This window comes from Streptomyces sp. TG1A-60 (assembly GCF_037201975.1).
Taxonomy (GTDB): Bacteria; Actinomycetota; Actinomycetes; order Streptomycetales; family Streptomycetaceae; genus Streptomyces.
In genome coordinates this window covers 3404817-3429331 of record NZ_CP147520.1, presented here as the reverse complement: position 1 = coordinate 3429331, position 24515 = coordinate 3404817, and the positions used below count along the sequence as shown (strand labels likewise).

General features: G+C 67.7%; 19 protein-coding genes and 3 rRNA genes. 19 read left to right on the top strand and 3 right to left on the bottom strand.

Annotated elements, in window-relative coordinates; genetic code table 11:
- The first annotated feature begins 302 nt into the window (after positions 1 to 302).
- The 11 genes from WBG99_RS14480 to WBG99_RS14430 all read left to right on the top strand — a co-directional run bounded on the left by WBG99_RS14480 (position 303) and on the right by WBG99_RS14430 (position 12676).
- Positions 303 to 1831, top strand: a 16S ribosomal RNA gene (locus WBG99_RS14480).
- Between the two features lie 308 nt (positions 1832 to 2139).
- Positions 2140 to 5260, top strand: a 23S ribosomal RNA gene (locus WBG99_RS14475).
- Positions 5261 to 5345: 85 nt separating this feature from the next.
- Positions 5346 to 5462, top strand: a 5S ribosomal RNA gene (gene rrf / locus WBG99_RS14470).
- Together the 16S, 23S and 5S rRNA genes form the textbook arrangement of a ribosomal RNA operon.
- A gap of 61 nt (positions 5463 to 5523) precedes the next feature.
- Positions 5524 to 6168, top strand: a complete 645-nt coding sequence (locus WBG99_RS14465; protein ID WP_338896707.1) for an HAD family hydrolase — start codon at positions 5524 to 5526, stop codon at positions 6166 to 6168.
- A gap of 54 nt (positions 6169 to 6222) precedes the next feature.
- Entirely contained in the window at positions 6223 to 7446 is a 1224-nt protein-coding gene (locus WBG99_RS14460; RefSeq protein WP_338896706.1) for an MFS transporter, read from the top strand.
- Positions 7397 to 8572: an acetoin utilization protein AcuC gene (locus WBG99_RS14455; RefSeq protein ID WP_338896705.1), complete on the top strand. Its 1176-nt coding sequence runs from the start codon at positions 7397 to 7399 to the stop codon at positions 8570 to 8572. The genes WBG99_RS14460 and WBG99_RS14455 overlap by 50 nt, the downstream gene beginning before the upstream one ends.
- Positions 8573 to 8821: 249 nt before the next feature.
- Positions 8822 to 9637: a phosphatase gene (locus tag WBG99_RS14450; protein WP_338896704.1), complete on the top strand. Its 816-nt coding sequence runs from the start codon at positions 8822 to 8824 to the stop codon at positions 9635 to 9637.
- A gap of 129 nt (positions 9638 to 9766) precedes the next feature.
- Positions 9767 to 9979, top strand: a complete 213-nt coding sequence (locus tag WBG99_RS14445; RefSeq protein WP_004984898.1) for a helix-turn-helix domain-containing protein — start codon at positions 9767 to 9769, stop codon at positions 9977 to 9979.
- Between the two features lie 166 nt (positions 9980 to 10145).
- Positions 10146 to 10244 carry an AURKAIP1/COX24 domain-containing protein gene (locus WBG99_RS14440; RefSeq protein WP_003948845.1) on the top strand — a complete coding sequence of 33 codons (99 nt, stop codon included), beginning with the start codon at positions 10146 to 10148 and terminating at the stop codon, positions 10242 to 10244.
- 270 nt (positions 10245 to 10514) lie between these two features.
- Positions 10515 to 11582, top strand: a complete 1068-nt coding sequence (locus tag WBG99_RS14435) for an NAD-dependent epimerase/dehydratase family protein (RefSeq protein WP_338896703.1) — start codon at positions 10515 to 10517, stop codon at positions 11580 to 11582.
- 14 nt (positions 11583 to 11596) lie between these two features.
- Entirely contained in the window at positions 11597 to 12676 is a 1080-nt protein-coding gene (locus tag WBG99_RS14430; protein ID WP_338896702.1) for a lysophospholipid acyltransferase family protein, read from the top strand.
- Positions 12677 to 12929: 253 nt separating this feature from the next.
- On the opposite strand, the gene WBG99_RS14425 is transcribed toward WBG99_RS14430, so the two are convergent.
- From WBG99_RS14425 to WBG99_RS14415, 3 genes are all read right to left on the bottom strand, one after another.
- Positions 12930 to 14213 carry a DUF5667 domain-containing protein gene (locus WBG99_RS14425; RefSeq protein ID WP_338896701.1) on the bottom strand — a complete coding sequence of 428 codons (1284 nt, stop codon included), beginning with the start codon at positions 14211 to 14213 and terminating at the stop codon, positions 12930 to 12932.
- A 295-nt stretch (positions 14214 to 14508) separates the two neighbouring features.
- Positions 14509 to 15285, bottom strand: a complete 777-nt coding sequence (locus WBG99_RS14420) for an ECF subfamily RNA polymerase sigma factor, BldN family (protein ID WP_338896700.1) — start codon at positions 15283 to 15285, stop codon at positions 14509 to 14511.
- Positions 15286 to 15667: 382 nt separating this feature from the next.
- Positions 15668 to 16603, bottom strand: a complete 936-nt coding sequence (locus WBG99_RS14415; protein WP_338896699.1) for an HAD-IB family hydrolase — start codon at positions 16601 to 16603, stop codon at positions 15668 to 15670.
- A 196-nt stretch (positions 16604 to 16799) separates the two neighbouring features.
- Between WBG99_RS14415 and WBG99_RS14410 the strand changes: the two genes are divergently transcribed.
- From WBG99_RS14410 to hemB, 8 genes are all read left to right on the top strand, one after another.
- Complete coding sequence (locus WBG99_RS14410) at positions 16800 to 17081, top strand: glutaredoxin family protein (protein WP_338896698.1); 282 nt, start codon at positions 16800 to 16802, stop codon at positions 17079 to 17081.
- Between the two features lie 324 nt (positions 17082 to 17405).
- Positions 17406 to 18161, top strand: coding sequence for a redox-sensing transcriptional repressor Rex (locus tag WBG99_RS14405; RefSeq protein ID WP_338896697.1), 756 nt, complete (start codon positions 17406 to 17408; stop codon positions 18159 to 18161).
- On the top strand, positions 18158 to 19924 hold the full coding sequence (locus WBG99_RS14400; protein ID WP_338896696.1) for a glutamyl-tRNA reductase: 1767 nt from the start codon (positions 18158 to 18160) through the stop codon (positions 19922 to 19924). Before WBG99_RS14405 ends, WBG99_RS14400 begins: the two co-directional genes overlap by 4 nt.
- Positions 19921 to 20940 carry a hydroxymethylbilane synthase gene (gene hemC / locus WBG99_RS14395; protein ID WP_338896695.1) on the top strand — a complete coding sequence of 340 codons (1020 nt, stop codon included), beginning with the start codon at positions 19921 to 19923 and terminating at the stop codon, positions 20938 to 20940. The genes WBG99_RS14400 and hemC overlap by 4 nt, the downstream gene beginning before the upstream one ends.
- Positions 20937 to 22688 (top strand): uroporphyrinogen-III synthase, encoded by a 1752-nt coding sequence (locus WBG99_RS14390; RefSeq protein WP_338896694.1) that lies wholly within the window; start codon positions 20937 to 20939, stop codon positions 22686 to 22688. The genes hemC and WBG99_RS14390 overlap by 4 nt, the downstream gene beginning before the upstream one ends.
- A 137-nt stretch (positions 22689 to 22825) precedes the next feature.
- Positions 22826 to 22957, top strand: coding sequence for a hypothetical protein (locus WBG99_RS14385; protein WP_338896693.1), 132 nt, complete (start codon positions 22826 to 22828; stop codon positions 22955 to 22957).
- Positions 22958 to 23100: 143 nt separating this feature from the next.
- Positions 23101 to 23451 (top strand): hypothetical protein, encoded by a 351-nt coding sequence (locus tag WBG99_RS14380; RefSeq protein WP_338896692.1) that lies wholly within the window; start codon positions 23101 to 23103, stop codon positions 23449 to 23451.
- Between the two features lie 66 nt (positions 23452 to 23517).
- Positions 23518 to 24510 carry a porphobilinogen synthase gene (hemB, locus tag WBG99_RS14375; RefSeq protein ID WP_338896691.1) on the top strand — a complete coding sequence of 331 codons (993 nt, stop codon included), beginning with the start codon at positions 23518 to 23520 and terminating at the stop codon, positions 24508 to 24510.
- The last annotated feature ends 5 nt before the right edge of the window (positions 24511 to 24515 follow it).

Below are 24515 nucleotides of genomic sequence, written 5' to 3'. Positions count from 1 at the left end.
AGCGCCGAGGAAATCGGATCGGAAAAGGATCTGATAGAGTCGGAAAGGTAAGACCGAAGGGAAGCGTCCGGAGGAAAGCCTGAGCCGGTTGGTTTGGGTGAGTACAAAGGAAGCGTCCGTTCCTTGAGAACTCAACAGCGTGCCAAAAATCAACGCCAGATATGTTGATACCCCGTTCCTGGCCGGTTTCGGTCGGGGCGAGGTTCCTTTGAAACAAACACAGCGAGGACGCTGTGAACGGTCGGGCTTATTCCGCCTGACTGTTCCGCTCTCGTGGTGTTGCACCCGATTACGGGTACACATTCACGGAGAGTTTGATCCTGGCTCAGGACGAACGCTGGCGGCGTGCTTAACACATGCAAGTCGAACGATGAACCACTTCGGTGGGGATTAGTGGCGAACGGGTGAGTAACACGTGGGCAATCTGCCCTTCACTCTGGGACAAGCCCTGGAAACGGGGTCTAATACCGGATACGACACCGGGAGGCATCTCCTCGGTGTGGAAAGCTCCGGCGGTGAAGGATGAGCCCGCGGCCTATCAGCTTGTTGGTGAGGTAATGGCTCACCAAGGCGACGACGGGTAGCCGGCCTGAGAGGGCGACCGGCCACACTGGGACTGAGACACGGCCCAGACTCCTACGGGAGGCAGCAGTGGGGAATATTGCACAATGGGCGAAAGCCTGATGCAGCGACGCCGCGTGAGGGATGACGGCCTTCGGGTTGTAAACCTCTTTCAGCAGGGAAGAAGCGCAAGTGACGGTACCTGCAGAAGAAGCGCCGGCTAACTACGTGCCAGCAGCCGCGGTAATACGTAGGGCGCGAGCGTTGTCCGGAATTATTGGGCGTAAAGAGCTCGTAGGCGGTCTGTCGCGTCGGATGTGAAAGCCCGGGGCTTAACCCCGGGTCTGCATTCGATACGGGCAGACTAGAGTGTGGTAGGGGAGATCGGAATTCCTGGTGTAGCGGTGAAATGCGCAGATATCAGGAGGAACACCGGTGGCGAAGGCGGATCTCTGGGCCATTACTGACGCTGAGGAGCGAAAGCGTGGGGAGCGAACAGGATTAGATACCCTGGTAGTCCACGCCGTAAACGGTGGGAACTAGGTGTTGGCGACATTCCACGTCGTCGGTGCCGCAGCTAACGCATTAAGTTCCCCGCCTGGGGAGTACGGCCGCAAGGCTAAAACTCAAAGGAATTGACGGGGGCCCGCACAAGCAGCGGAGCATGTGGCTTAATTCGACGCAACGCGAAGAACCTTACCAAGGCTTGACATACACCGGAAACGGCCAGAGATGGTCGCCCCCTTGTGGTCGGTGTACAGGTGGTGCATGGCTGTCGTCAGCTCGTGTCGTGAGATGTTGGGTTAAGTCCCGCAACGAGCGCAACCCTTGTTCTGTGTTGCCAGCATGCCTTTCGGGGTGATGGGGACTCACAGGAGACTGCCGGGGTCAACTCGGAGGAAGGTGGGGACGACGTCAAGTCATCATGCCCCTTATGTCTTGGGCTGCACACGTGCTACAATGGCAGGTACAATGAGCTGCGAGGCCGTAAGGCGGAGCGAATCTCAAAAAGCCTGTCTCAGTTCGGATTGGGGTCTGCAACTCGACCCCATGAAGTCGGAGTTGCTAGTAATCGCAGATCAGCAGTGCTGCGGTGAATACGTTCCCGGGCCTTGTACACACCGCCCGTCACGTCACGAAAGTCGGTAACACCCGAAGCCGGTGGCCCAACCCCCTTGTGGGGAGGGAGCTGTCGAAGGTGGGACTGGCGATTGGGACGAAGTCGTAACAAGGTAGCCGTACCGGAAGGTGCGGCTGGATCACCTCCTTTCTAAGGAGCACTTCTTACCGGCTTCGGCTGGTCAGAGGCCAGGACATCAGCGAACGTCTGATGCTGGTTGCTCATGGGTGGAACGTTGATTATTCGGCACGGTTCAGTATGGGTGAGAGCGTTAGTACTGCTTCGGCGTGGAACGCGAAGCTCATCGACTGATCGTGTCGGGCACGCTGTTGGGTGTCTGAGGGTATGGCCGTATGGCTGCCTTCAGTGCCGGCCCCAGTGCACTCGGACCGCTCTGGTTCGGGGTGATGGGTGGTTGGTCGTTGTTTGAGAACTGCACAGTGGACGCGAGCATCTGTGGCCAAGTTTTTAAGGGCGCACGGTGGATGCCTTGGCACCAGGAACCGATGAAGGACGTGGGAGGCCACGATAGGCCCCGGGGAGTCGTCAACCAGGCTTTGATCCGGGGGTGTCCGAATGGGGAAACCCGGCAGTCGTCATGGGCTGTCACCCTTGCCTGAACACATAGGGCAAGTGGAGGGAACGCGGGGAAGTGAAACATCTCAGTACCCGCAGGAAGAGAAAACAACCGTGATTCCGGGAGTAGTGGCGAGCGAAACTGGATGAGGCCAAACCGTATGCGTGTGAGACCCGGCAGGGGTTGCGTATACGGGGTTGTGGGATCTCTCTTTCACAGTCTGCCGGCTGTGAGACGAGTGAGAAACCGTTGATGTAGGCGAAGGACATGCGAAAGGTCCGGCGTAGAGGGTAAGACCCCCGTAGCTGAAACATGAACGGCTCGTTTGAGAGACACCCAAGTAGCACGGGGCCCGAGAAATCCCGTGTGAATCTGGCGGGACCACCCGTTAAGCCTAAATATTCCCTGGTGACCGATAGCGGATAGTACCGTGAGGGAATGGTGAAAAGTACCGCGGGAGCGGAGTGAAATAGTACCTGAAACCGTGTGCCTACAAGCCGTGGGAGCGTCGGACAAGCACGTGTGCTTGTCTCGTGACTGCGTGCCTTTTGAAGAATGAGCCTGCGAGTTTGCGGTGTGTTGCGAGGTTAACCCGAGTGGGGTAGCCGTAGCGAAAGCGAGTCCGAACAGGGCGTTTCAGTAGCACGCTCAAGACCCGAAGCGGAGTGATCTAGCCATGGGCAGGTTGAAGCGGCTGTAAGAGGTCGTGGAGGACCGAACCCACCAGGGTTGAAAACCTGGGGGATGACCTGTGGTTAGGGGTGAAAGGCCAATCAAACTCCGTGATAGCTGGTTCTCCCCGAAATGCATTTAGGTGCAGCGTCGTGTGTTTCTTGCCGGAGGTAGAGCACTGGATAGGCGATGGGCCCTACCGGGTTACTGACCTTAGCCAAACTCCGAATGCCGGTAAGTGAGAGCGCGGCAGTGAGACTGTGGGGGATAAGCTCCATGGTCGAGAGGGAAACAGCCCAGAGCATCGACTAAGGCCCCTAAGCGTACGCTAAGTGGGAAAGGATGTGGAGTCGCAGAGACAACCAGGAGGTTGGCTTAGAAGCAGCCACCCTTGAAAGAGTGCGTAATAGCTCACTGGTCTAGTGATTCCGCGCCGACAATGTAGCGGGGCTCAAGCGTACCGCCGAAGTCGTGTCATTCATACAACAGGGCCAACGCCTGTATGGATGGGTAGGGGAGCGTCGTGTGCCGGGTGAAGCAGCCGCGGAAGCGAGTTGTGGACGGTTCACGAGTGAGAATGCAGGCATGAGTAGCGATACAAACGTGAGAAACGTTTGCGCCGATTGACTAAGGGTTCCTGGGTCAAGCTGATCTGCCCAGGGTAAGTCGGGACCTAAGGCGAGGCCGACAGGCGTAGTCGATGGATAACCGGTTGATATTCCGGTACCCGCTGTGAAGCGTCAAACATTGAACCAGGCGATGCTAAGTCCGTGAAGCCGTCCCGGAGCCTTCGGGCAAAGGGGAGTGGTGGAGCCGACGGACCAGACCTGCAGTAGGTGAGTGATGGGGTGACGCAGGAAGGTAGTCCATCCCGGGCGGTGGTTGTCCCGGGGTAAGGGTGTAGGCCGTGCGACAGGTAAATCCGTCGTACATGTGGCTGAGACCTGATGCCGAGCCGATTGTGGTGAAGTGGATGATCCTATGCTGTCGAGAAAAGCCTCTAGCGAGTTTCATGGCGGCCCGTACCCTAAACCGACTCAGGTGGTCAGGTAGAGAATACCGAGGCGTTCGGGTGAACTATGGTTAAGGAACTCGGCAAAATGCCCCCGTAACTTCGGGAGAAGGGGGGCCATCACTGGTGAGAGGACTTGCTCCTCGAGCTGGGGGTGGCCGCAGAGACCAGCGAGAAGCGACTGTTTACTAAAAACACAGGTCCGTGCGAAGCCGTAAGGCGATGTATACGGACTGACGCCTGCCCGGTGCTGGAACGTTAAGGGGACCGGTTAGCTCACTTTCGGGTGGGCGAAGCTGAGAACTTAAGCGCCAGTAAACGGCGGTGGTAACTATAACCATCCTAAGGTAGCGAAATTCCTTGTCGGGTAAGTTCCGACCTGCACGAATGGCGTAACGACTTCTCGACTGTCTCAACCATAGGCCCGGTGAAATTGCACTACGAGTAAAGATGCTCGTTTCGCGCAGCAGGACGGAAAGACCCCGGGACCTTTACTACAGTTTGATATTGGTGTTCGGTTCGGCTTGTGTAGGATAGCTGGGAGACTTTGAAGCAGCCACGCCAGTGGTTGTGGAGTCGTCGTTGAAATACCAGTCTGGTCGTGCTGGATGTCTAACCCGGGTCCGTGATCCGGATCGGGGACAGTGTCTGATGGGTAGTTTAACTGGGGCGGTTGCCTCCCAAAGAGTAACGGAGGCGCCCAAAGGTTCCCTCAGCCTGGTTGGTAATCAGGTGGTGAGTGTAAGTGCACAAGGGAGCTTGACTGTGAGACCGACGGGTCGAGCAGGGACGAAAGTCGGGACTAGTGATCCGGCGGTGGCTTGTGGAAGCGCCGTCGCTCAACGGATAAAAGGTACCCCGGGGATAACAGGCTGATCTTCCCCAAGAGTCCATATCGACGGGATGGTTTGGCACCTCGATGTCGGCTCGTCGCATCCTGGGGCTGGAGTCGGTCCCAAGGGTTGGGCTGTTCGCCCATTAAAGCGGTACGCGAGCTGGGTTTAGAACGTCGTGAGACAGTTCGGTCCCTATCCGCTGTGCGCGTAGGAGTCTTGAGAAGGGCTGTCCCTAGTACGAGAGGACCGGGACGGACGAACCTCTGGTGTGCCAGTTGTCCTGCCAAGGGCATGGCTGGTTGGCTACGTTCGGGAGGGATAACCGCTGAAAGCATCTAAGCGGGAAGCCTGCTTCGAGATGAGGACTCCCACCCCCTCTGAGGGGTTAAGGCTCCCAGTAGACGACTGGGTTGATAGGCCGGATGTGGAAGCCCAGTAATGGGTGAAGCTGACCGGTACTAATAGGCCGAGGGCTTGTCCTCAGTTGCTCGCGTCCACTGTGTTGGTTCTGAAACCACGAACAACCCCGCCATGGTCACGGCGGTGCGGTTGACTGTTTCATAGTGTTTCGGTGGTCATAGCGTGAGGGAAACGCCCGGTTACATTCCGAACCCGGAAGCTAAGCCTTACAGCGCCGATGGTACTGCAGGGGGGACCCTGTGGGAGAGTAGGACGCCGCCGAACAAACAGTGAGAAAACCCCCGCCGGGTGACCGGCGGGGGTTTTCTGCGTTTAGGGTCGAGTCATGAGCTATGACCTCGTGATCTTCGACAACGACGGTGTTCTTGTCGACAGCGAAGAGATTTCCAACCGGCTCCTCGCCGAATACCTCACCGAGCTCGGGCACCCGACTTCGTATGAGGAGTCCATCAGGGACTACATGGGCTCGGCCATGCACCGGATTCACGAGCTTGTTCTGCAGCGGACAGGGGAGACGCTGCCGGAGGACTTCGACGATGTCTTCCATCGCCGTGTCTTCGCCGCGTTCGAGCGGGAGTTGCAGCCTGTGCCGGGTGTGGTCGCGGTGCTGGAGAAGCTGGTCGCGGACGAGGTGCCGTACTGCGTGGCGTCGTCCGGGAGCCATGAGCGGATCCGTGTGGGGCACCGGAAGACCGGGCTCGACCGGTGGTTCGTGGAGGGGCTCGTGTTCAGTTCGCAGGACGTGGGGCGGGGGAAGCCGTCGCCCGATCTCTTCCTCCACGCGGCAGCTCGGATGGGCGTCGCGCCGGAGAGGTGTGCCGTCGTGGAGGACAGCCCCCTCGGAGTGCGGGCGGGTCGCGCGGCGGGGATGGACGTGTACGGGTTCACGGCGATGACGCCCGCCGAGAAGCTGGCCGGGGCCAGAGGGTACTTCTCGGACATGGAGCAGCTGCTCGCGCAGCTTAGTTGAGCAATCTTCAAGTTCCTCTACCCACGAGTAGGGCGTGCCCCCTACTGTGCCGCCATGACAGATGTGCTGCGGCGCGGTAGAGCCGCGTTGGCGTTCAGCTTCCTCGCTCAGGGTGTCGCCTTCGCGCTGCTCGTGACGCGGATTCCGGCCATTCAGGATCGGTACGGGGTCTCCGACGCGCTGTTGCCCGCCTTCCTCGCCGCCGTACCGATTCTGGCCGGAGTCGGCAGCGTCTGCACCGAGCACCTGGTGAAGAGGGTGCCGCCCAGCCGGGTGCTGCGGTGGTCCCAGCCCGTCGTGCTCCTGGCGCTGCTCGGCGTGGGGGCCGGCGAGCACATGGCCGTGCTCGGTGCCTCGCTGGCGGCCTTCGGGCTGGCGGTCGGGGCGCTCGACGCGTCGATGAACATGCTCGGGGTGAGCCTGCAGCGGTCGTACGGGCGGAGCATCATGCTCGGCTTCCACGCGGTGTACAGCCTGGGCGGGATAGCCGGGGCCTCGCTGGCATGGGTCGGGGCGCACTGGCAGCTGCCGTTGCTCGTGTCGTATCTGCCGGTGGTGGTCGTACTGTTGCCGGCCGTCCTGGCCGGGAGCCGGTGGTACGTCGACGGGGGGCCGGCCGGGGAGAAGAAGGAGGACGCCGTCGCCGTGGGGGCGGGTGGGTCCGTCGCCTTCAAGATGCTGCTGCCGCTCTGTCTGGTGATGTGCTTCGCGTACATCGGGGACTCGACCGTCTCCAACTGGAGTGCCAAGTATCTGCAGGACGTGCTCGGGAGCTCGGAGGAGCTCGCGACCGTGCCGTACAACGTCTACATGGTCACCACGCTGATCGGGCGGTCGATCGGGGACTTCGGGGTGCGCAGGTTCGGGGCTGCGGCCGTCGTGCGGGCCGGGGCGCTGGTGGCGGCGGTCGGGTTCGCCGTGGTGGCGGGGGCGCCGGGGGCCTGGGTCGGGATGTTCGGGTTCACGCTGCTGGGGCTCGGGCTGTGTGTGCTGGTGCCGCAGACGTTCGCGGCGGCGGGGCGGCTGTTCCCGGGGGCTTCGGACGCGGCCGTCGCTCGGCTGAACATCTTCAACTATGTCGGGTTCTTGATCGGTTCTCCGTTGGTGGGGGCTTTGGGAGACCTCTGGAGCTACCGGGGAGCGATGCTCGTGCCGATGGTGTTGGTGCTGGTGACGTTGGTGTACGCCCGCTCGTTCGAGACGGAACCGGAGCGATACGGTGGCGGGCATGAGCGGCCGCGCACAGCTGATGTGGGACGAGGCAGTAACGGGCTATGACTTCGGGCCGGACCATCCGATGGATCCGGTCCGGCTGGCGTTGACCCGGAGTCTGGTGAGTGCCTTCGGGCTCGACCGGGAGATGGACGTCGTCGCCGCGAAGCCGGCGGGGGAGTCGACCCTGCGGCTGGTGCACCGGGAGGACTACGTGGCGGCGGTCAAGGCCGCGTCCGCGGATCCCCGGGGTGCGGACGGCTCGTACGGGCTGGGGACCGTGGACGATCCGGCCTTCGCCGGGATGCACGAGGTGTCGGCTCTCATCGCGGGGCAGTCGGTGGGGGCGGCGGAGGCCGTGTGGCGGGGGGACGCGCTGCACGCCGTGAACTTCGCGGGTGGGCTGCACCACGCGATGCCCGGGGGCGCGTCGGGGTTCTGTATCTACAACGACGCGTCGATCGCCATCGCCCGGTTGCTGGAGCTGGGGGCCGAGCGGGTCGCCTACGTGGATGTCGACGTGCACCACGGGGACGGGGTTCAGGCGGCGTTCTGGGAGGACCCCCGGGTGCTGACGATCTCGCTGCACGAGCATCCCCGGACGTTGTTCCCGCAAACCGGGTGGCCGGAGGAGACGGGGGCCTCGTCGAGTGCGGAGGGGTCGGCCGTGAACGTGGCGTTGCCGGCGGGGACCGGGGACGCGGGGTGGGTGCGGGCGTTCCACGCGGTGGTGCCCGAGGTGCTCGCCGATTTCCGGCCGCAGGTGCTGGTGACCCAGCATGGCGCCGATACGCACTTCGAGGATCCGTTGGCGCATCTGGCGGTTTCGTTGGACGCGCAGCGGGCGGTGCAGGTCGCGTTGCACGAACTGGCGCACGAGTATGCCGACGGGCGGTGGGTCGCGCTCGGCGGGGGCGGGTACGCGGTGGTGGAGGTGGTGCCGCGGTCCTGGACGCATCTGGTGGGAATCGTGGCGGGGCGGGAGATCGCGCCGGAGAGTGTGATTCCCGAGGGGTGGCGGCAGGAGGTGTTCGCTCGGACGCGGCAGTTGGCGCCGGTGCGGATGACTGATGGGCGGTGGCCTGTGTCGGCGGCCGGGTGGGAGGCGGGGTACGACCCCGCGGATCGGTTGGATCAGGCGGTGCTGGCCGCGCGGAAGGCCGTGTTTCCGTTGCGGGGGTTGTTGCCCTAGGGAGTCTCGCCCCCGCCCCTGCCCGTCGCTCCCACCCCACTCTCGGCTTCGTTCGTGCGGGGGACCCCCCATCCAGGGGCTGTGCCCTTCGCCCTCTTGGGGCCTTCGGGCGCGTCGGTTGGCTGCGGGTGAGTGGGGGCTTGGCGCGCGGTTCCCCGCGCCCCTTTCGGGGCGACGGTCGTTACGCCAACTGTGTGGTGTGCCTGGGGCGTGGCGGCCGAGAGAGCTTTGATGCGTCAGCATCGGGGCGTGGTGAGCGTTGGGGCGTTGCGGGAGTATCTGGTGGCTTCCGGGCTGGCGGGGAGGGTGGCTACCTCGCGTGAGGCGAGTCTGCGCAGTTATCGGTTGTTCGCGGCTCGCGACCCTCGGTTTCTGATCGGACTTGATCCGGAGCTGTCCTGGGGGCAGCCGGATGTGCTCGGATTGATGGCGGCGAGGTGCGGGGTTTCGGCCGATCCCGGGTCGACATCCGGGCAGGATGTGATTGACCCCGCGCGGACGCTGAGGGCGCTCGACCGGTTCGCGGAACGGGTCGGGGCGGTGGCTCAGCGTGGTGGCGCGGTCCTCTTCGGGACCGGGCATCCGCATCGGCTGATCGGTTTCTACGGCGCGTTGGCGGACGCTTTGTCGGCGGCGGGATGTGAGGTTCTCACCCCTGCGACGGGTAGACGTGTCGACATAACGACCCGGTTCGGTCTACGCACGTACAACCTTGACTACGTACGAGGCGTCGCCCTCGTCCGCGAGGCGACCGCCTTGCGCTCCGGTTGTGCGACCGGCGTGCACACGCATTCGCCGCTGCCGGTTCGCACGGTTCTGGCGGCTGCGGCGGAGGGTGGCGGACCCCTCCCGGAACTCGTGGTGGGAGACCATGGATGGGTCTGCGGGGCTGGTCAGCTGGGGTTCGAGGCGATCGGGCTGGCCGATACGGACGATCCGGCGCTCTTCGTGGGAGAGGCGGAGGGGCGCGTGTCCGTCGTCGTTCCACTTGATGACGGTGTGCGGTCTGATTACTACCGACCGCTGACCCGCTACGTACTCAATCGGGCGTGTCTGTCACAGTAGGCCGCCGATGGCATCCCCTCTTCCCCACTCGCATCACCCGCCCCTACATTGGGGAGTGAGCACGCAACGACGAAGAGTCACCGGAAGGGGAAGCCGGTGGCCGTCGAGTGCGGAAGGTTCAGGTGTGTCATGGCTGCTGCTGGCGAGAGGCCTCTGAACGAGGTTCAGTTCCTGACCGTGGCGGAAGTCGCCTCGGTGATGCGAGTGTCGAAGATGACCGTGTACCGACTGGTGCACAGTGGTCATCTGCCGGCGATCCGGGTGGGCAGGTCCTTCCGGGTGCCGGAGCAAGCGGTTCACGAGTACCTCCGCGAGAGCTATGTGGGGGTGGAGACGGCCTGACGGCCACCGGGTCGAGGGGCTCCCGGAGGTCCTGTGGGCCCCCGGGATGCCCCCGGCTCCCCCTCGATTACGACCTCAGCGCTCGGACGGGTAGGCTGGCCCCTCGTAGGTCGTATGGGCCCATGGCGCCCAAACACCGAGTGATGAGAAGTGAGCGAGGGTAGTCGTGGGCTCTGTTATCAAGAAGCGGCGCAAGCGGATGGCTAAGAAGAAGCACCGCAAGCTGCTCAAGCGCACCCGCGTTCAGCGTCGCAACAAGAAGTAGGGCGGTCCGGCCTCTGTGAGGGGGCCTGACCGGCCCCCGTCGCGTAGGGGGTCGTACGCCTTGCTTGCTTGCGCGAGCGCTGTTGAGAGCGCGTTGCCGTGGCCCCCCACCGAATGAGGTGGGGGGCCACGGTGTTTTTCGCGGTCATTGACGGGTCGCGGTCGTCACAGTGCGACATGGACCCGCTAACGTGGCCGCCACGGGGAACGCGGCAGAGTACGAGCAGAGTTACGCCTACGTGAGCGGACATCTGGAAGGAAGGCGCTGATCTTGGGAAAGGTCGTGCTCGTGACCGGGGTGGCCCGCCAGCTGGGAGGCCGGTTCGTGCGGCGGATCCAGCGTGACCCGCAGGTGGACCGGGTCATCGCGGTGGACGCGGTGCCGCCGGGGCATCATCTGGGCGGCGCGGACTTCGTGCAGGCCGACATCCGTCAGCCCGCGATCGCCCGTCTGCTGGCCGAGCAGAACGTGGACACCGTGGTGCACATGGACGTCACGGGCACGCCACTGGGCAGCGGCGGCCGGACCACGCTGAAGGAGACCAACGTCATCGGCACCATGCAGCTGCTCGGTGCCTGCCAGAAGTCCCCGTTGATCAAACGTCTGGTGGTCAAGTCCAGCACGAACGTCTACGGGTCCGCGCCGCGCGACCCGGCCGTGTTCACCGAGACCACCCCGCCCAAGTCGCTGCCCAGCGGCGGCTTCGCCAAGGACACCGTCGAGGTCGAGGGGTATGTCCGCGGCTTCGCGCGGCGGCGGCCCGATGTTGCCGTGTGTGTGCTGCGCTTCGCCAACATCCTCGGACCGAGCGCCGATTCGCCGCTGGCCTCGTACTTCTCGCTGCCGGTGCTGCCGACCGTGCTGGGGTACGACCCTCGGCTGCAGTTCGTGCACGAGGACGACGTCATCGAGGTGCTGCGGATCGCCTCGCACGAGCCGGAGCGCGCCACGCTCAACAGCGGCACGTTCAACATCGCGGGTGACGGCGTCCTTCTGCTGTCGCAGTGCGCGCGGCGCCTGGGCCGACCGACGGTGCCGCTGCTGATGCCGGCCGTCAGCTGGCTCGGCTCGATGGTCCGTACGCTCGGGGTGACGGACTTCTCGCCGGAGCAGCTGCGGCTGCTGACCCACGGGCGGGTCGTGTCGACGAACCAGATGCGCGAGACGCTGGGCTACCGGGCCAAGTACACGACGGCGGAGACCTTCGCGGACTTCGCGCGCAGCCGGGGGCCCGGACTGCTGCCCCCGGAGGCCCTCGCTGGGGCCATCGACCGGATCGCCGCATTGCCCGTGCCCGTGGTGGGCGGCGGCCACCCCCCGACGCAGAGCGCCAACTGAGGAGCGCATCAACGATGGCGGATGCCAAGGTCATTCCGTTCGACGACGACCGGGCGCGCGGGGGCGCCGTGCAGCGCCCGCCGCGCCGCCGCAGTGCGGGGAGCCGACGCAAGGGTGAGCCCGCGGTCGCACGAGACGGCCGCGAATCCGGCGAGGTCCAGGCCCTCCCCGGACGGCCGGGCAGCACCGATGATGTCCCTGTGACACGGGAGAAGCCGGAGCCGCCCCCGGGGGCCGCGGAGGCGCAGGACGGCGGCGGGCTGGAGCGACGGATCGCGGGCGGGCTCGCCTTCCTGCGCAAGCGCCTCACCGGTGACTACGAGGTCGACGACTTCGGCTACGACGCCGAGCTCACCGACCAGGTGCTGATGTCGCTGCTGCGGCCGGTGTACGAGCAGTACTTCCGGGTCGAGGTGAAGGGCATCGAGAACATCCCGACGGACGGTGGAGCCCTGATCGTCGCCAACCACTCCGGGACGCTGCCGATGGACGGCCTGATGATGCAGGTCGCCGTCCACGACAACCACCCTGCCGGGCGGCATCTGCGGCTGCTCGCTGCGGACCTGGTCTTCATGCTGCCGGTGGTCAACGAACTGGCCCGCAAGCTCGGCCACACGCTCGCGTGCGCGGAGGACGCCTCACGCCTGCTGCAGCAGGGTGAGCTGGTCGGGGTCATGCCGGAGGGCTTCAAGGGCCTCGGGAAGCCGTTCGGTGACCGCTACAAGTTGCAGCGCTTCGGCCGTGGCGGGTTCGTCTCCACCGCCCTGCGCGCCGGTACGCCGATCATTCCGTGCTCGATCGTCGGCGCGGAGGAGATCTACCCGATGATCGGCAACTCCAGGACGCTGGCCCGCCTCCTCGGCTTCCCGTACTTCCCGATCACGCCGACCTTCCCGTGGCTGGGCCCGCTGGGCGCGGTGCCGCTGCCCACGAAGTGGACGATCCAGTTCGGCGAGCCCATCCCGACCGACGGCTACCCGCCGGAGGCCGCCGAGGACCCGATGCTGATGTTCAACCTGACGGACCAGGTCCGGGAACAGATCCAGCACACGCTGTACAAGCTGCTGGTGCAGCGGCGGTCGGTGTTCTTCTGAGCGGGGGTTTCGCCGGTCGGGGCGTCGGGGAGCCCATCGGCCGCCCGGAGCAGCCGGACGGAGTCCGGCGCAGCTGTCCGAAGCCTGCGAAGCAGTGCGAGGGCAGCAGAGAGGAAGGGCCAAGCTGCTGGTGCAGCGGCGGTCGGTGTTCTTCTGAGCGGGGGTTTCGCCGGTCGGGGCGTTTGAGGGGGCGGGGACACGGATTCGACGGTGGGGGGCCCTTCGCAGGAAGGGCCCCCCACCGTCGTACGGGCTAGTCGGTGTCGTCGCCGTCGATGCCCAGGCCGGGCAGGAGGCCCGGGAGGAGGGGAGGGAGGGTGACGTCGGGCTCTGTCGCGGGCGGGGTGGACTTGCCGGCGGACGGGGAGGTGCTGGTGGTGTCGTCCTGGGGCGGGTCGAGGAGACCGCCGGTGGTGCCGCCGACGAGGCCTTCGCCGCCGCTGTCCGAGGTGGACGGCTTGGGCTTGCCGCCGCGCTCCGGGCTGCCGTCGGCGGAGCCGCCGGTGGCGCTGGGGGCCGGGCGGCCGGGGTCCGTGGAGCCGGGGGCGCCGGAGCCCGTGGAGCGCTGCTTGTCGTCGCCGCCCTGGGCGGGGGGCCGTGGCAGCCGCGACTGGAGCGGGGCGACCTCTTCGTCTATGGCGTCGAAGACCGACGAGACTTCCTGACTCACGTCCCCGAGCTGCACGGGCAGCCGGTCGCGGAGCGCGCCCCAAGCCTCTCGGTGCGACCGGGAGAAAGCCGAGAGGGCCTGGATGGGGCCCAGGGAGTCGGGATCCCGCTCGAAGGCCTCATGGAGCAGGCGGTGGCCCTCGGAGGCGTCGTGCCGCATACCGGTGAGGGCGCGGCGGATCTCGCCGAGGGACTCGTGGTCGAGCTGTCCGCCGCGATCGCGCTCCATGAGCCGACGGGCCTCGCCGAGCCGGGTGGACGCCTGGTCCAGGTAGAGCCGACCGCGGTCGTCGCTGTCGTCGGTCAGAGTGAGCTTCACGTCCTCGATGCCGCGCTTGAGGCCGTAGAGCGAGTCACCGGGCAGGGCGTCCGAGCTGGCCGCGGCCACACCGCCGAAGGCGCTCGCGGCCACACCGACGCTGAGCCCGCCCGCGGCGAGCCCCTTCGTCAGGCGAGACCGTGGTCGCAGCTTTCCCAGCGGACTTGCCCGGTGAGCTCCTCGCGCCTTGCCCGCACGTCCGCCCGTCTCCCGCGACCACCGTTCCGCGGAAGTCGCTGAGCTCCCCTTCTGCTCGGGCACCGAAGGGTCCGCCTCGCGCCCCGTGAGCGTGCCGTCCCGCAGCATGGCTTCCATCGCGGCCACCAGTTGGGCGCGTTGGACGACCTTGACCTCGGGGTCGAACACCGGCTTGGGCAGCTCGTCGAGACCGGTCGCGAGGGCCACCATGCGGCCCTGCTCGGTCTGATCCGCTGCCGGGGCCGGTGTCGATCCCTCGGGCTGCTCGGCCGCCGTGCCCCGGTCGGACAGCTCCTCCAGGGCCTGGGCGAAGGCGTTCGCCCGCCGGTGCGCCGATACGTTCGCGATCACTGGCGGCACCTCCTCTCGTCATGACGGTCGACTCCCCAGGGGGTCCTGAGGGTTGCACGTCTCCGACCGATCCACACGATCGAGTGATCGATGTCGGTCGGGGTGCGACCACAGGGAGCCTGTATCCCGCACAACGAGTGGCGCGGCACATGGGTTACGGACGGCGGATGACCGGACCAGGAAGGCAACGGACGTCGACGGAGGGTGAGTTGAGTGTCGCCGGGGGTAGGTGGTCAGCGCGGGCGGCGCGGTGCCGCTCAGCGGCGGTCGTCGGTGGTCGTCCCGGCCGGGGGTCTCAGCGGGCGTCGTCCGGCAGGAGGCGGGCGAGGGTGCGGACCGCGCGGTACTGGAGGGTCTTGATCGCGCCCTCGTTCTTGCCCATGACACGGGCGGTCTCGGCGACGGAGAGGCCCTGGAGGAAGCGGAGGGTCACGCACTCCTGCTGCTGGGGGTTGAGGCGGCGTACGGCCTCGAGGAGGGCGGCGTTGGAGAGGGACTCCAGGACGGAGTCCTCGGGGGAGCGCTCGACCTCGTTGGCGTCGAGCATCTCTCCGGTGGTGATTTCGAGGCGGAAACGGCTGGACTTGAAGTGGTCGGCGACCAGGTTGCGGGCGATGGTGACCAGCCAGGCGCCGAAGTCGCGGCCCTGCCAGGTGAACGTGCCGATGCGGCGCAGGGCGCGCAGGAACGTCTCACTGGTGAGGTCCTCGGCGGTCGCCTTGCCGCCGACGCGGTAGTAGATGTAGCGGTAGACGGTGTCGCTGTACTGGTCGTACAGGCGGCCGAAGGCGTCGGCCTCGCCGGACTGGGCGCGTTCGACGAGCTCCATCATGCGGGCGCTGTCGCTGTCCGCGGCCGGCCGGCGGGTGGTGGCGGTGGATCCCGAACGGCCTCGTCTGCCCACCGCCGCGCTGCCGTCGGCCCGTGCGTAGCACGGGCCGACGGGCGACGCGGCGGAGGCGGCGAGGGCGGGGACGGCGTACGCGGTGGGGACGAAGCCGCGCAACAGGTGGTTGACCGTCGCGCGCAGCGTAGCCAGGCCCGAGGCGTCAACCCCGACGTGTGGGTACACGGGACTCCCAGAGGCAGAGCTTCCATCACGTGCAGTGCGGGACCTTTCACCCGTCGTAGCGACGGAGGGGGTACCGGTTTGCGTTTGAGGAGAATAACGCTTCGTACAGGCACTGCTACACCCGGTTGCTCAAATCATCGATTACGTCGCTTCTGTTACCGATTGACGGCTGCTCAAGTACTGCTCGGTGATCGGTTGTTGAACGATTGGGTTCGTGTTCCGTCTGGGTGCGGGGCGGGTTGTGGTCGGGTGCGGACGGCGGGACTGAGGCGGGGGGAGTGGGGGTAGGACGGCTGGAATGCGGGGCCGCAGGGCTGGACGCGCGAACGCCGGAGGGGCTGGGAGTCCCAGCCCCTCCGGTGTTCGGAAAACGACAGCCGGTTCAGCGGCGGCGCCGGTGCAGCGCGATCGCCGCCGCCGTGCCGCCGGCCACCGCGCCCACGCCGGCCGCAGCGGGCAGGCCCACCTTGGCGGCCTTGCGGGCGGTGCGGTAGTCGCGCAGCCGCCAGTCCATGTCGCGGGCGTGCCTGCGGAGCTTGCTGTCGGGGTTGATGGCGTACGGGTGACCCACCAGCGACAGCATCGGGATGTCGTTGTGGGAGTCGCTGTACGCGGCGCAGCGGGAGAGGTCGAGGTTCTCCGCGACGGCCAGGGCCCGTACGGCCTCGGCCTTGGCGGGGCCGTGCAGCGGCTCGCCGACCAGCTTGCCGGTGTACACGCCGTCGACCGACTCGGCCACCGTGCCCAGGGCGCCGGTCAGGCCGAGGCGGCGGGCGATCACCTGGGCGATCTCCACGGGCGCGGCCGTGACCAGCCAGACCTTCTGGCCGGCGTCGAGGTGGGCCTGGGCCAGAGCGCGGGTGCCCGGCCAGATGCGCTCGGCCATGTACTCGTCGTAGATCTCCTCGCCGATGATCGTCAGTTCGGCGACACGGTGGCCCTGGACGATGGAGAGCGCGGAGTTCTGGGCGTCCTGCATGTGCTCGGGGTCCTCGGACCCGGCCAGCCTGAACCATGCCTGCTGCCAGGCGAACCGGGCGAGGTCGCGGGTCTCGAAGAACTTCCGCTTGTACAGGCCCCGGCCGAAGTGGAAGAGCGAGGCGCCCTGCATGACGGTGTTGTCGAGGTCGAAGAAGGCGGCGGCCTTGTCGTCGCCGAGGACCGGGAACTCCGGTTCCTGGACGGCGTCGGGCGCGGGGGCGGCGTCCTCCAGCTCCTGGGAGGACTTGCGTGCTGCCTCCGCCGAGGCCTCGCCTGCCAAAACGCTCCGCGCCGTGGCGGAGCGCCTACGGGGAGTGAGCCATCCGAGAGCGGCCATGGCGTGAGCATAGCCAGTCTGTTCGGGACTTCCGGAGCTGAGAGGTTCGCGTGGTGTGAACTCTTGGCGGCCATGCCGTCGAAGAAGGGGCCCGGCGGCGTGTCGGCATGCGGAACGAGGCGGAACCGGTGCGGAAAAGTGCAGGTCGTGCGCTTTGTGGTGAGGAGGAGGTGCGCGCATCCGGTGCGGAGCGACAATGGCCGGCATGAGTGCCATGTTTCGGCGGACGCCGAAGGATTCCGGTGAGCGGCTCGTCACACTGATCGGCAAGCCCGGGTGCCATCTGTGTGACGACGCGCAGGCGGTGATCGAGAACGTCTGCGGTGAGCTGGGCGTTCGGTGGGAGAAGAAGGACATCACCGAGGATGAGGAACTCCACCGCCAGTACTGGGAGCAGATCCCCGTGGTGCTGGTGGACGGCGCTCAGCACACCTTCTGGCGTGTGAACGAGGAACGCCTTCGCAAAGCCTTGTCGTAGATGTGACCTGACCGACCAGTCCAAGTGGTCCCGAAGGTCGCTTAGGATCGACGGGCTGGTTGGTCTCGGGGGCGGGATTCGTGAGGAGAGTGTGCGGTTTTGCCCCCGTCGAGGAAGGCGCCGAGCAGGGTGTCGCGCGAGGAACGAAGGCACGCCTGCGCCGGTTCCCCGGGCGCGTGTCGAGCGTGCGTGACCCCGGTCACGTTGGCCGGGCAAATCGGACACCATCTTTGTGCACGCGTTCACAAAGACATAGCCTGCTGTCGACGGGGCGGTCTGGGGACGCATGACCGCCCGCAGCCCCGCTCTACCCGCAGGAGCACCGTGGCAACTGGCCGAACTCACCGACCGGCGACCCGTAGCCGAGGGATTCCCGAGGCCACCGTCGCCAGGCTTCCGCTGTACCTCCGTGCCCTGACCACGCTGTCGGAGCGCTCGGTACCCACGGTGTCATCCGAGGAACTGGCGGCTGCGGCGGGAGTCAACTCCGCCAAGCTGCGCAAGGACTTCTCGTACCTGGGCTCCTACGGGACCCGGGGTGTGGGGTACGACGTCGAGTATCTCGTCTACCAGATCTCGCGTGAGCTGGGGCTGACCCAGGACTGGCCGGTCGTGATCGTCGGTATCGGTAACCTCGGCGCCGCGCTCGCCAACTACGGCGGGTTCGCCTCCCGCGGGTTCCGGGTCGCCGCGCTGATCGACGCCGATCCGGCGATGGCGGGCAAGCCGGTCGCGGGCATTCCGGTCCAGCACACGGACGAGCTGGAGAAGATCATCGATGGCAACGGGGTGTCCATCGGGGTGATCGCCACCCCGGCCGGCGCCGCCCAGCAGGTGTGCGACCGGCTGGTCGCCGCCGGGATCACGTCGATCCTGAACTTCGCGCCCACCGTCCTGTCCGTGCCGGACGGGGTCGACGTACGCAAGGTGGATCTCTCGATCGAGCTGCAGATCCTCGCCTTCCACGAGCAGCGCAAGGCCGGCGAGGAGGCCGCGGCCGAGGCCGGTGCCGTGCTGCCGGCTCCTGAGGGCTCCGGGAAAGGGCCGGACGGGGATGTCCCCGCCGTGATGCCGGCATGAGTCTTCTGGTCGTCGGGCTGAGTCACCGCAGCGCTCCGGTGAGTGTCCTGGAGCGGGCCGCGCTGTCCCTGGACGCGCAGGTCAAGTTGGTTCAGGACACGGTCGCCGCCGAGCCGGCCACCGAGGCCGCCGTCCTCGCCACCTGCAACCGCATCGAGCTCTACGCGGACGTGGACAAGTTCCACGCGGGCGTCGCCGAGCTGTCCACGCTGCTCGCCCAGCACAGCGGGGTGGGACTCGACGAGCTGACCCCCTACCTGTACGTGCACTACGAGGACCGGGCCGTCCACCACCTGTTCTCGGTGGCCTGCGGGCTCGACTCCATGGTCGTCGGCGAGGGCCAGATCCTCGGGCAGATCAAGGACGCCCTGGCCCGTGCGCAGGAGCTGCACACCGCCGGGCGGCTGCTGAACGACCTGTTCCAGCAGGGCCTGAGGGTCGGCAAGCGGGCGCACTCGGAGACGGGGATCGACCGGGCCGGGCAGTCGCTGGTCACCTTCGGGCTGGAGCAGTTCACCGCCGGCGCGGACGTCGGGAGCTGGGCCCGGGGCAAGCGGGCCGTGGTGATCGGCGCGGGTTCCATGTCCTCGCTGGCCGCCGCGACGCTCGCGCGGGCGGGCGTCGGCGAGATCGTGATCGCCAACCGGACGTACGACCGGGCCGAGCGGCTGGCCCACCTGCTCGAAGAGCAGTATGGACAACGCCTGACCGAAGAGGGCGGAACGGGCGTGCTGGCCCGCGCGATACCGATGGAATCGGTGCCGGCCGAACTGACACGTGCTGATGTCGCCGTCTCCTGCACGGGCGCCACGGGCCTGGTCCTGAGCGTCGACACGGTCGCCGCGGCGGTCGAGGGCCGGGTGCCCGAGGGAGCCCCCGCCGGCCCGGAGGGCCGCACGGACATCCGTAGCGACATACGGCCCGTCTTGCCGTCCGTCTCCCCCGGCGACGACGACTGCCCCCTCGACCTGCCCGCCGCGCAGGGCGGAGGCTTCTCCGTGCTCGGGGAGGCAGCGGTGGCCGGGATGGACGCGGCCACGCTGGAGCAGCACGCGGCCTGGGTGGACAACGCGACCGTGGACCGGCGCGCGAGCCGCCGTACGCCGGAGCGGGAATCCACGCGCACACCGGCCGCCGACGCCGAACTGATCGCCGCGCTCGCCGCGGCCGTGGCCGTCACCGGGCGGATCACCGAGCTGCGCGGGCCCGAGCCGGTCGCCGCAGTGCCCCGGCCCGCGCCCGTGCTGGCGCTGCTGGACCTGGCGATGCCCCGGGACATCGACGCCGCCGCGCACCGGCTGGCCGGTGTCCGGCTGGTCGACATCGAGTCGCTGGCCGAGGTCTCCGCCAACGCTCCGATGGCATCCGACGTCGACATGGTGCGGAGGATCGTTTCGGACGAGGTGGCCGCCTTCGGCGCCGCTCAGCGGGCCGCGCACATCACACCCACCGTCGTGGCGCTGCGCGCCATGGCCGCCGATGTCGTCGCGACCGAGATCGCCCGCCTGGAGGGCCGGCTGCCCGCCCTCGACGACAAGTACCGCGGCGAGATCACCCAGACCGTACGGCGCGTCGTCGACAAGCTGCTGCACGCGCCGACCGTACGGGTCAAGCAGCTCGCGGCCGAGCCCGGCGGCGCCGGGTACGCGGACGCGCTGCGGACCCTGTTCGACCTGGACCAGGAGACGGTCGCCGCCGTGTCCCGGGCCGAAGCCAGCGACAAGAACGTCCAGCAGAACGCCGAGAACCGAGGGCGATCATGAGTGAGCCGCACGAGACACCGGCTGAAGCCGCCCCGCGGCGGGCGGGTGAAAACGGGCCACTGAGGCTCGGGACGAGGCGAAGCGAACTCGCCATGGCCCAGTCCGGGCAGGTGGCGGACGAGGTCCGTCGGCTGACCGGACGGCCTGTCGAACTCGTGGAGATCACGACGTACGGCGACGTCTCCCGCGAGCAGCTGGCGCAGATCGGCGGCACGGGCGTGTTCGTCACCGCGCTGCGTGAGGCGCTGCTGCGCGGTGAGGTCGACTTTGCCGTGCACTCCCTGAAGGACCTGCCCACCGCGCACCCGGACGGCCTGGCGCTGGCCGCCGTACCGGTGCGCGAGGACGCGCGGGACGTGCTGGTCGCCCGGGACGGACTGACCTTCGAGGCTCTTCCCGAGGGCGCCCGCGTCGGCACCGGTTCGCCGCGGCGGATGGCCCAGCTGAACGCGTACGCGCGCGGCCACGGGCTGACGATCGAGACCGTCCCGATCCGCGGGAACGTCGACACGCGGATCGGATACGTCCGGAAGGGTGAGCTGGACGCGGTCGTCCTGGCCGCCGCCGGACTGAACCGGATCGGACGTATCGACGAAGTGACCGACTTCCTTTCGGTCGACACCGTTTTGCCCGCCCCCGGCCAGGGGGCACTCGCGATCGAATGCAGGGCGGGGAACACCGCCCAAGACGCAGCACTGATCGCCGCGCTCGCAGGGCTCGACGACCCGTACACCCGGGCCGTCGTGACCGCCGAGCGGTCCCTGCTCGCCGCCCTGGAGGCCGGTTGCAGCGCACCTGTGGGTGCGCTCGCCGACCTGCTGGCCGACGGGCAGACTGTCAAGGAGATGCGCCTGCGCGGCGTCGTCGGCACGACCGACGGCTCGACGCTGGTGCAGCTGTCCACCACCGGTCCCGTGCCCGAGACGTACGACCAAGCAATGGCGCTCGGCCGTGAACTCGCCGCCGAGATGCTTGCCAAGGGCGCGGCCGGTCTGATGGGGGAGCGAGCACATTGAGCCCCACCACCCTTTCCGCCGGTCCGGACCACGGTCACGTCACCTTCCTCGGTGCCGGACCCGGAGATCCGGGACTACTGACACTGCGCGCCGTCGAGGCGCTGGCGAACGCGGACGTTCTCATCGCCGAGCACGACGTGCTCGACGTGGTGCGTACGCATGCCCGCGCGGGCGTCGCCCTACTGGACACCGACCCGGGCCCGCCGTCGGCACCGACCTCGGCGTCCTCTGCCTCTTCCGCGGCTACTTCAGCGGACAGGTATCCGGGCCCAGGCACGCCTCAGCTGACGGTCGTTGACGGCGCGTCAACAACCGTTGGTGCACCCGCTGTGCGGGATGCCGCACATCTTGTCATGGAGGCCGCGCGGGGCGGCAAGCGGGTCGTGCGTGCGGTGTCCGGGGACCCCGGGCTCGACACGTACGCCACCGAGGAGATGCTGGCGTGCGCCGCCGCGGGCGTGCCGTTCGAGGTGGTGCCCGGTGTGGCGACCGCCGTCGGCGTGCCCGCGTACGCCGGTGTGCCGCTGCGGGACGAGCAGGGCGCGGATGTGCGGTTCGTCGACGCGCGCACGGCCTCGGACCGCTGCTGGGCGGAGGTCGGCGTGTCCGACGGGACGGTCGTCGTCTCGGCGACGCTGGAGACCGTGGCCGCCGCCGCCGGTGAGCTGGTCGCGGCGGGCCGCAAGCCCGATACGCCGATGACCGTGACGGTCGCCGGTACGACGACCCGGCAGCGTACCTGGACCGCGACCCTCGGCACCCTCGCCCAGACCCTGAAGCAGGCCAAGGTGCTGCCCTCGCCGGAGGGCGGCCGGCCGGTGATAGCCGTGGTCGGTGAGCGTTCCGCCGCGGCCCAGCGCGACCAGCTGTCGTGGTTCGAGAGCAAGCCCCTGTTCGGGTGGCGGGTCCTCGTGCCACGGACCAAGGAGCAGGCCGCCTCGCTCTCCGACCAACTGCGCTCGTACGGGGCCGTGCCCCACGAGGTGCCGACGATCGCGGTCGAACCGCCGCGGACGCCGCAGCAGATGGAGCGGGCGGTCAAGGGGCTGGTGACCGGGCGGTACGAGTGGATCGCCTTCACCTCGGTGAACGCGGTCAAGGCCGTGCGGGAGAAGTTCGAGGAGTACGGGCTCGACGCCCGTGCCTTCGCTGGGATCAAGGTCGCCGCGGTGGGGGAGCAGACCGCCAAGGCGCTGATCGCCTTCGGTGTGAAGCCGGATCTGGTGCCGAGCGGGGAGCAGTCGGCCGCGGGGCTGCTGGAGGACTGGCCGCCCTACGACCCGGTCTTCGACCCGATCGACCGGGTGTTCCTGCCCCGGGCCGACATCGCCACGGAGACGTTGGTGGCGGGCCTCATCGAGCTCGGGTGGGAGGTCGACGACGTCACCGCCTATCGGACCGTGCGCGCTTCGCCGCCGCCGGCCGAGACCCGGGAGGCGATCAAGGGAGGCGGGTTCGACGCGGTGCTGTTCACGTCGTCCTCCACCGTGCGGAACCTGGTGGGGATCGCCGGGAAGCCGCACAACGTGACGGTGATCGCCTGTATCGGTCCGGCCACGGCCAAGACAGCCGAGGAGCACGGGCTGCGGGTGGACGTGATGGCTCCCGAGCCGTCCGTGCACAGGCTGGCCGAGGCGCTCGCGGACTTCGGGCTGCGGCGGCGGGCCGCGGCGGTCGAGGCGGGGGACCCCGTCACTCGGCCGAGTGAGCGGCGGCCGGGCGCGCGCAGACGGCGGTCTACGACCTGAGGGGACGGGTTGGCAGGAGAACGGCGTGAGGTCCGCGGGGACCTCACGCCGTTTCTCCTTGTGCGGTCGAGTTACGCCGGAGTGTGCCGGGTTATTTGGCGTAAGGGCCTCGGGTCGGCGTGCATGGCGTGAACGGCATGAGCGAGGGCAGCACGGACGATCCGGTTCCGTTCTCCGCGGACTGCGCGCTCGCACAGGAGCCCGGCTTCGAGGAGAGAGGTCGAGCCGCCCCTGTCGTACACCATGGTGGACTGCGCGGGCGGCTGTGATCGTGCCTTCCGCGCACCCAGGGGAACGTGGTGTCGAGACTGCCGCGCCGAACGCGACCGCCGTACCGCCGGGGCGGCGGGACCCGCATCCGTCCGTGCGGCCTGAGCCGGACCGATCCACACAGCTGCCCAGGGAGTACCGCATGGCCGACCACACGATCCACTCCGTCTACGTGCAGGCCTACCACACCCTGCGCGATACGGCGGCCACCCTGGAGTTCCTGAAGCGGGAAGGCGTGGAGGAGGGCGTGGAACCCCATGCCGGGGCCGCCATGCACGCCGTCCGGTTCGCCGTGGCCGTCCTGTACCCCCTGCTGCCCTGCCAGCCGGGGCCGCCCGTCGACGACGACCCCCAGCGGTTGCTGGACCTGGCCGCGCACTGGCGGGACGCCACGTTCGAGATCGGTGAGTTCGCGCCGGAGCCCGTGTTGCGGGTCGTCAGGGACGAGGAAGGGGCCGCCCGTGCCCCAGGGGATGGCGTTCAGGGGGCGTAGGAAGGGCTCGGGGCCGCCGACGGGCCGTCGGCAAAGGGGCTGTCGGGGCGGGCGTAGCGTAGAGGTATGTCGAAGTACGGATCCTTCCCCGGTACGCGGCCCCGTCGGCTTCGTACGACGCCTGTGATGAGGCGGATGGTCGCGGAGACGCGGCTGCATCCGGCCGACCTCATCCTGCCCGCGTTCGTGCGGGAGGGCGTCAGCGAGCCGGTGCCCATCGCGGCGATGCCGGGGGTCGTGCAGCACACGCGGGACAGCCTGAAGAAGGCCGCGGCGGAGGCCGTCGAGGCCGGGGTCTCCGGGATCATGCTGTTCGGGGTGCCGGAGGAGGAGAAGAAGGACGCGCTCGGGACGCCGGGAACCGATCCGGACGGGATCCTGCAGGTCGCGATCCGAGATGTGCGGGCCGAGGTCGGCGACGAGCTGCTGGTGATGTCCGATCTGTGTCTCGACGAGACCACCGATCACGGGCACTGCGGGGTCCTCGACGAGCGGGGGCGGGTCGACAACGACGCCACCCTCGAACGCTACGCGGAGATGGCCCGGGTGCAGGCCGACGCCGGCGCGCACGTGGTCGGGCCCAGCGGGATGATGGACGGCCAGATCGGGGTCATCCGCGACGCCCTCGACCGGATCGGGCGCGAGGACGTCGTCATCCTGGCCTACACGGCCAAGTACGCGTCCGCGTTCTACGGGCCCTTCCGGGAGGCCGTCGGCTCGTCGCTGAAGGGCGACCGGAAGACGTACCAGCAGGACCCGGCGAACGTCCGGGAGTCCCTGCGGGAACTCGCCCTCGACCTGGAGGAGGGCGCCGACATGGTGATGGTCAAGCCGGCCGGGCCCTACCTCGACATCCTCGCGCGGGTCGCCGACGGCGTGGACGTGCCGGTCGTCGCGTACCAGATCTCCGGGGAGTACTCGATGGTCGAGGCCGCCGCGGAGAAGGGGTGGATCGACCGGGACCGGGCGATCCTGGAGACGCTGACCGGGATCAGGCGGGCGGGCGCGCGGAACGTCCTGACGTACTGGGCCGTCGAGGCCGCCCGGATGCTGCGCTGAGCGCG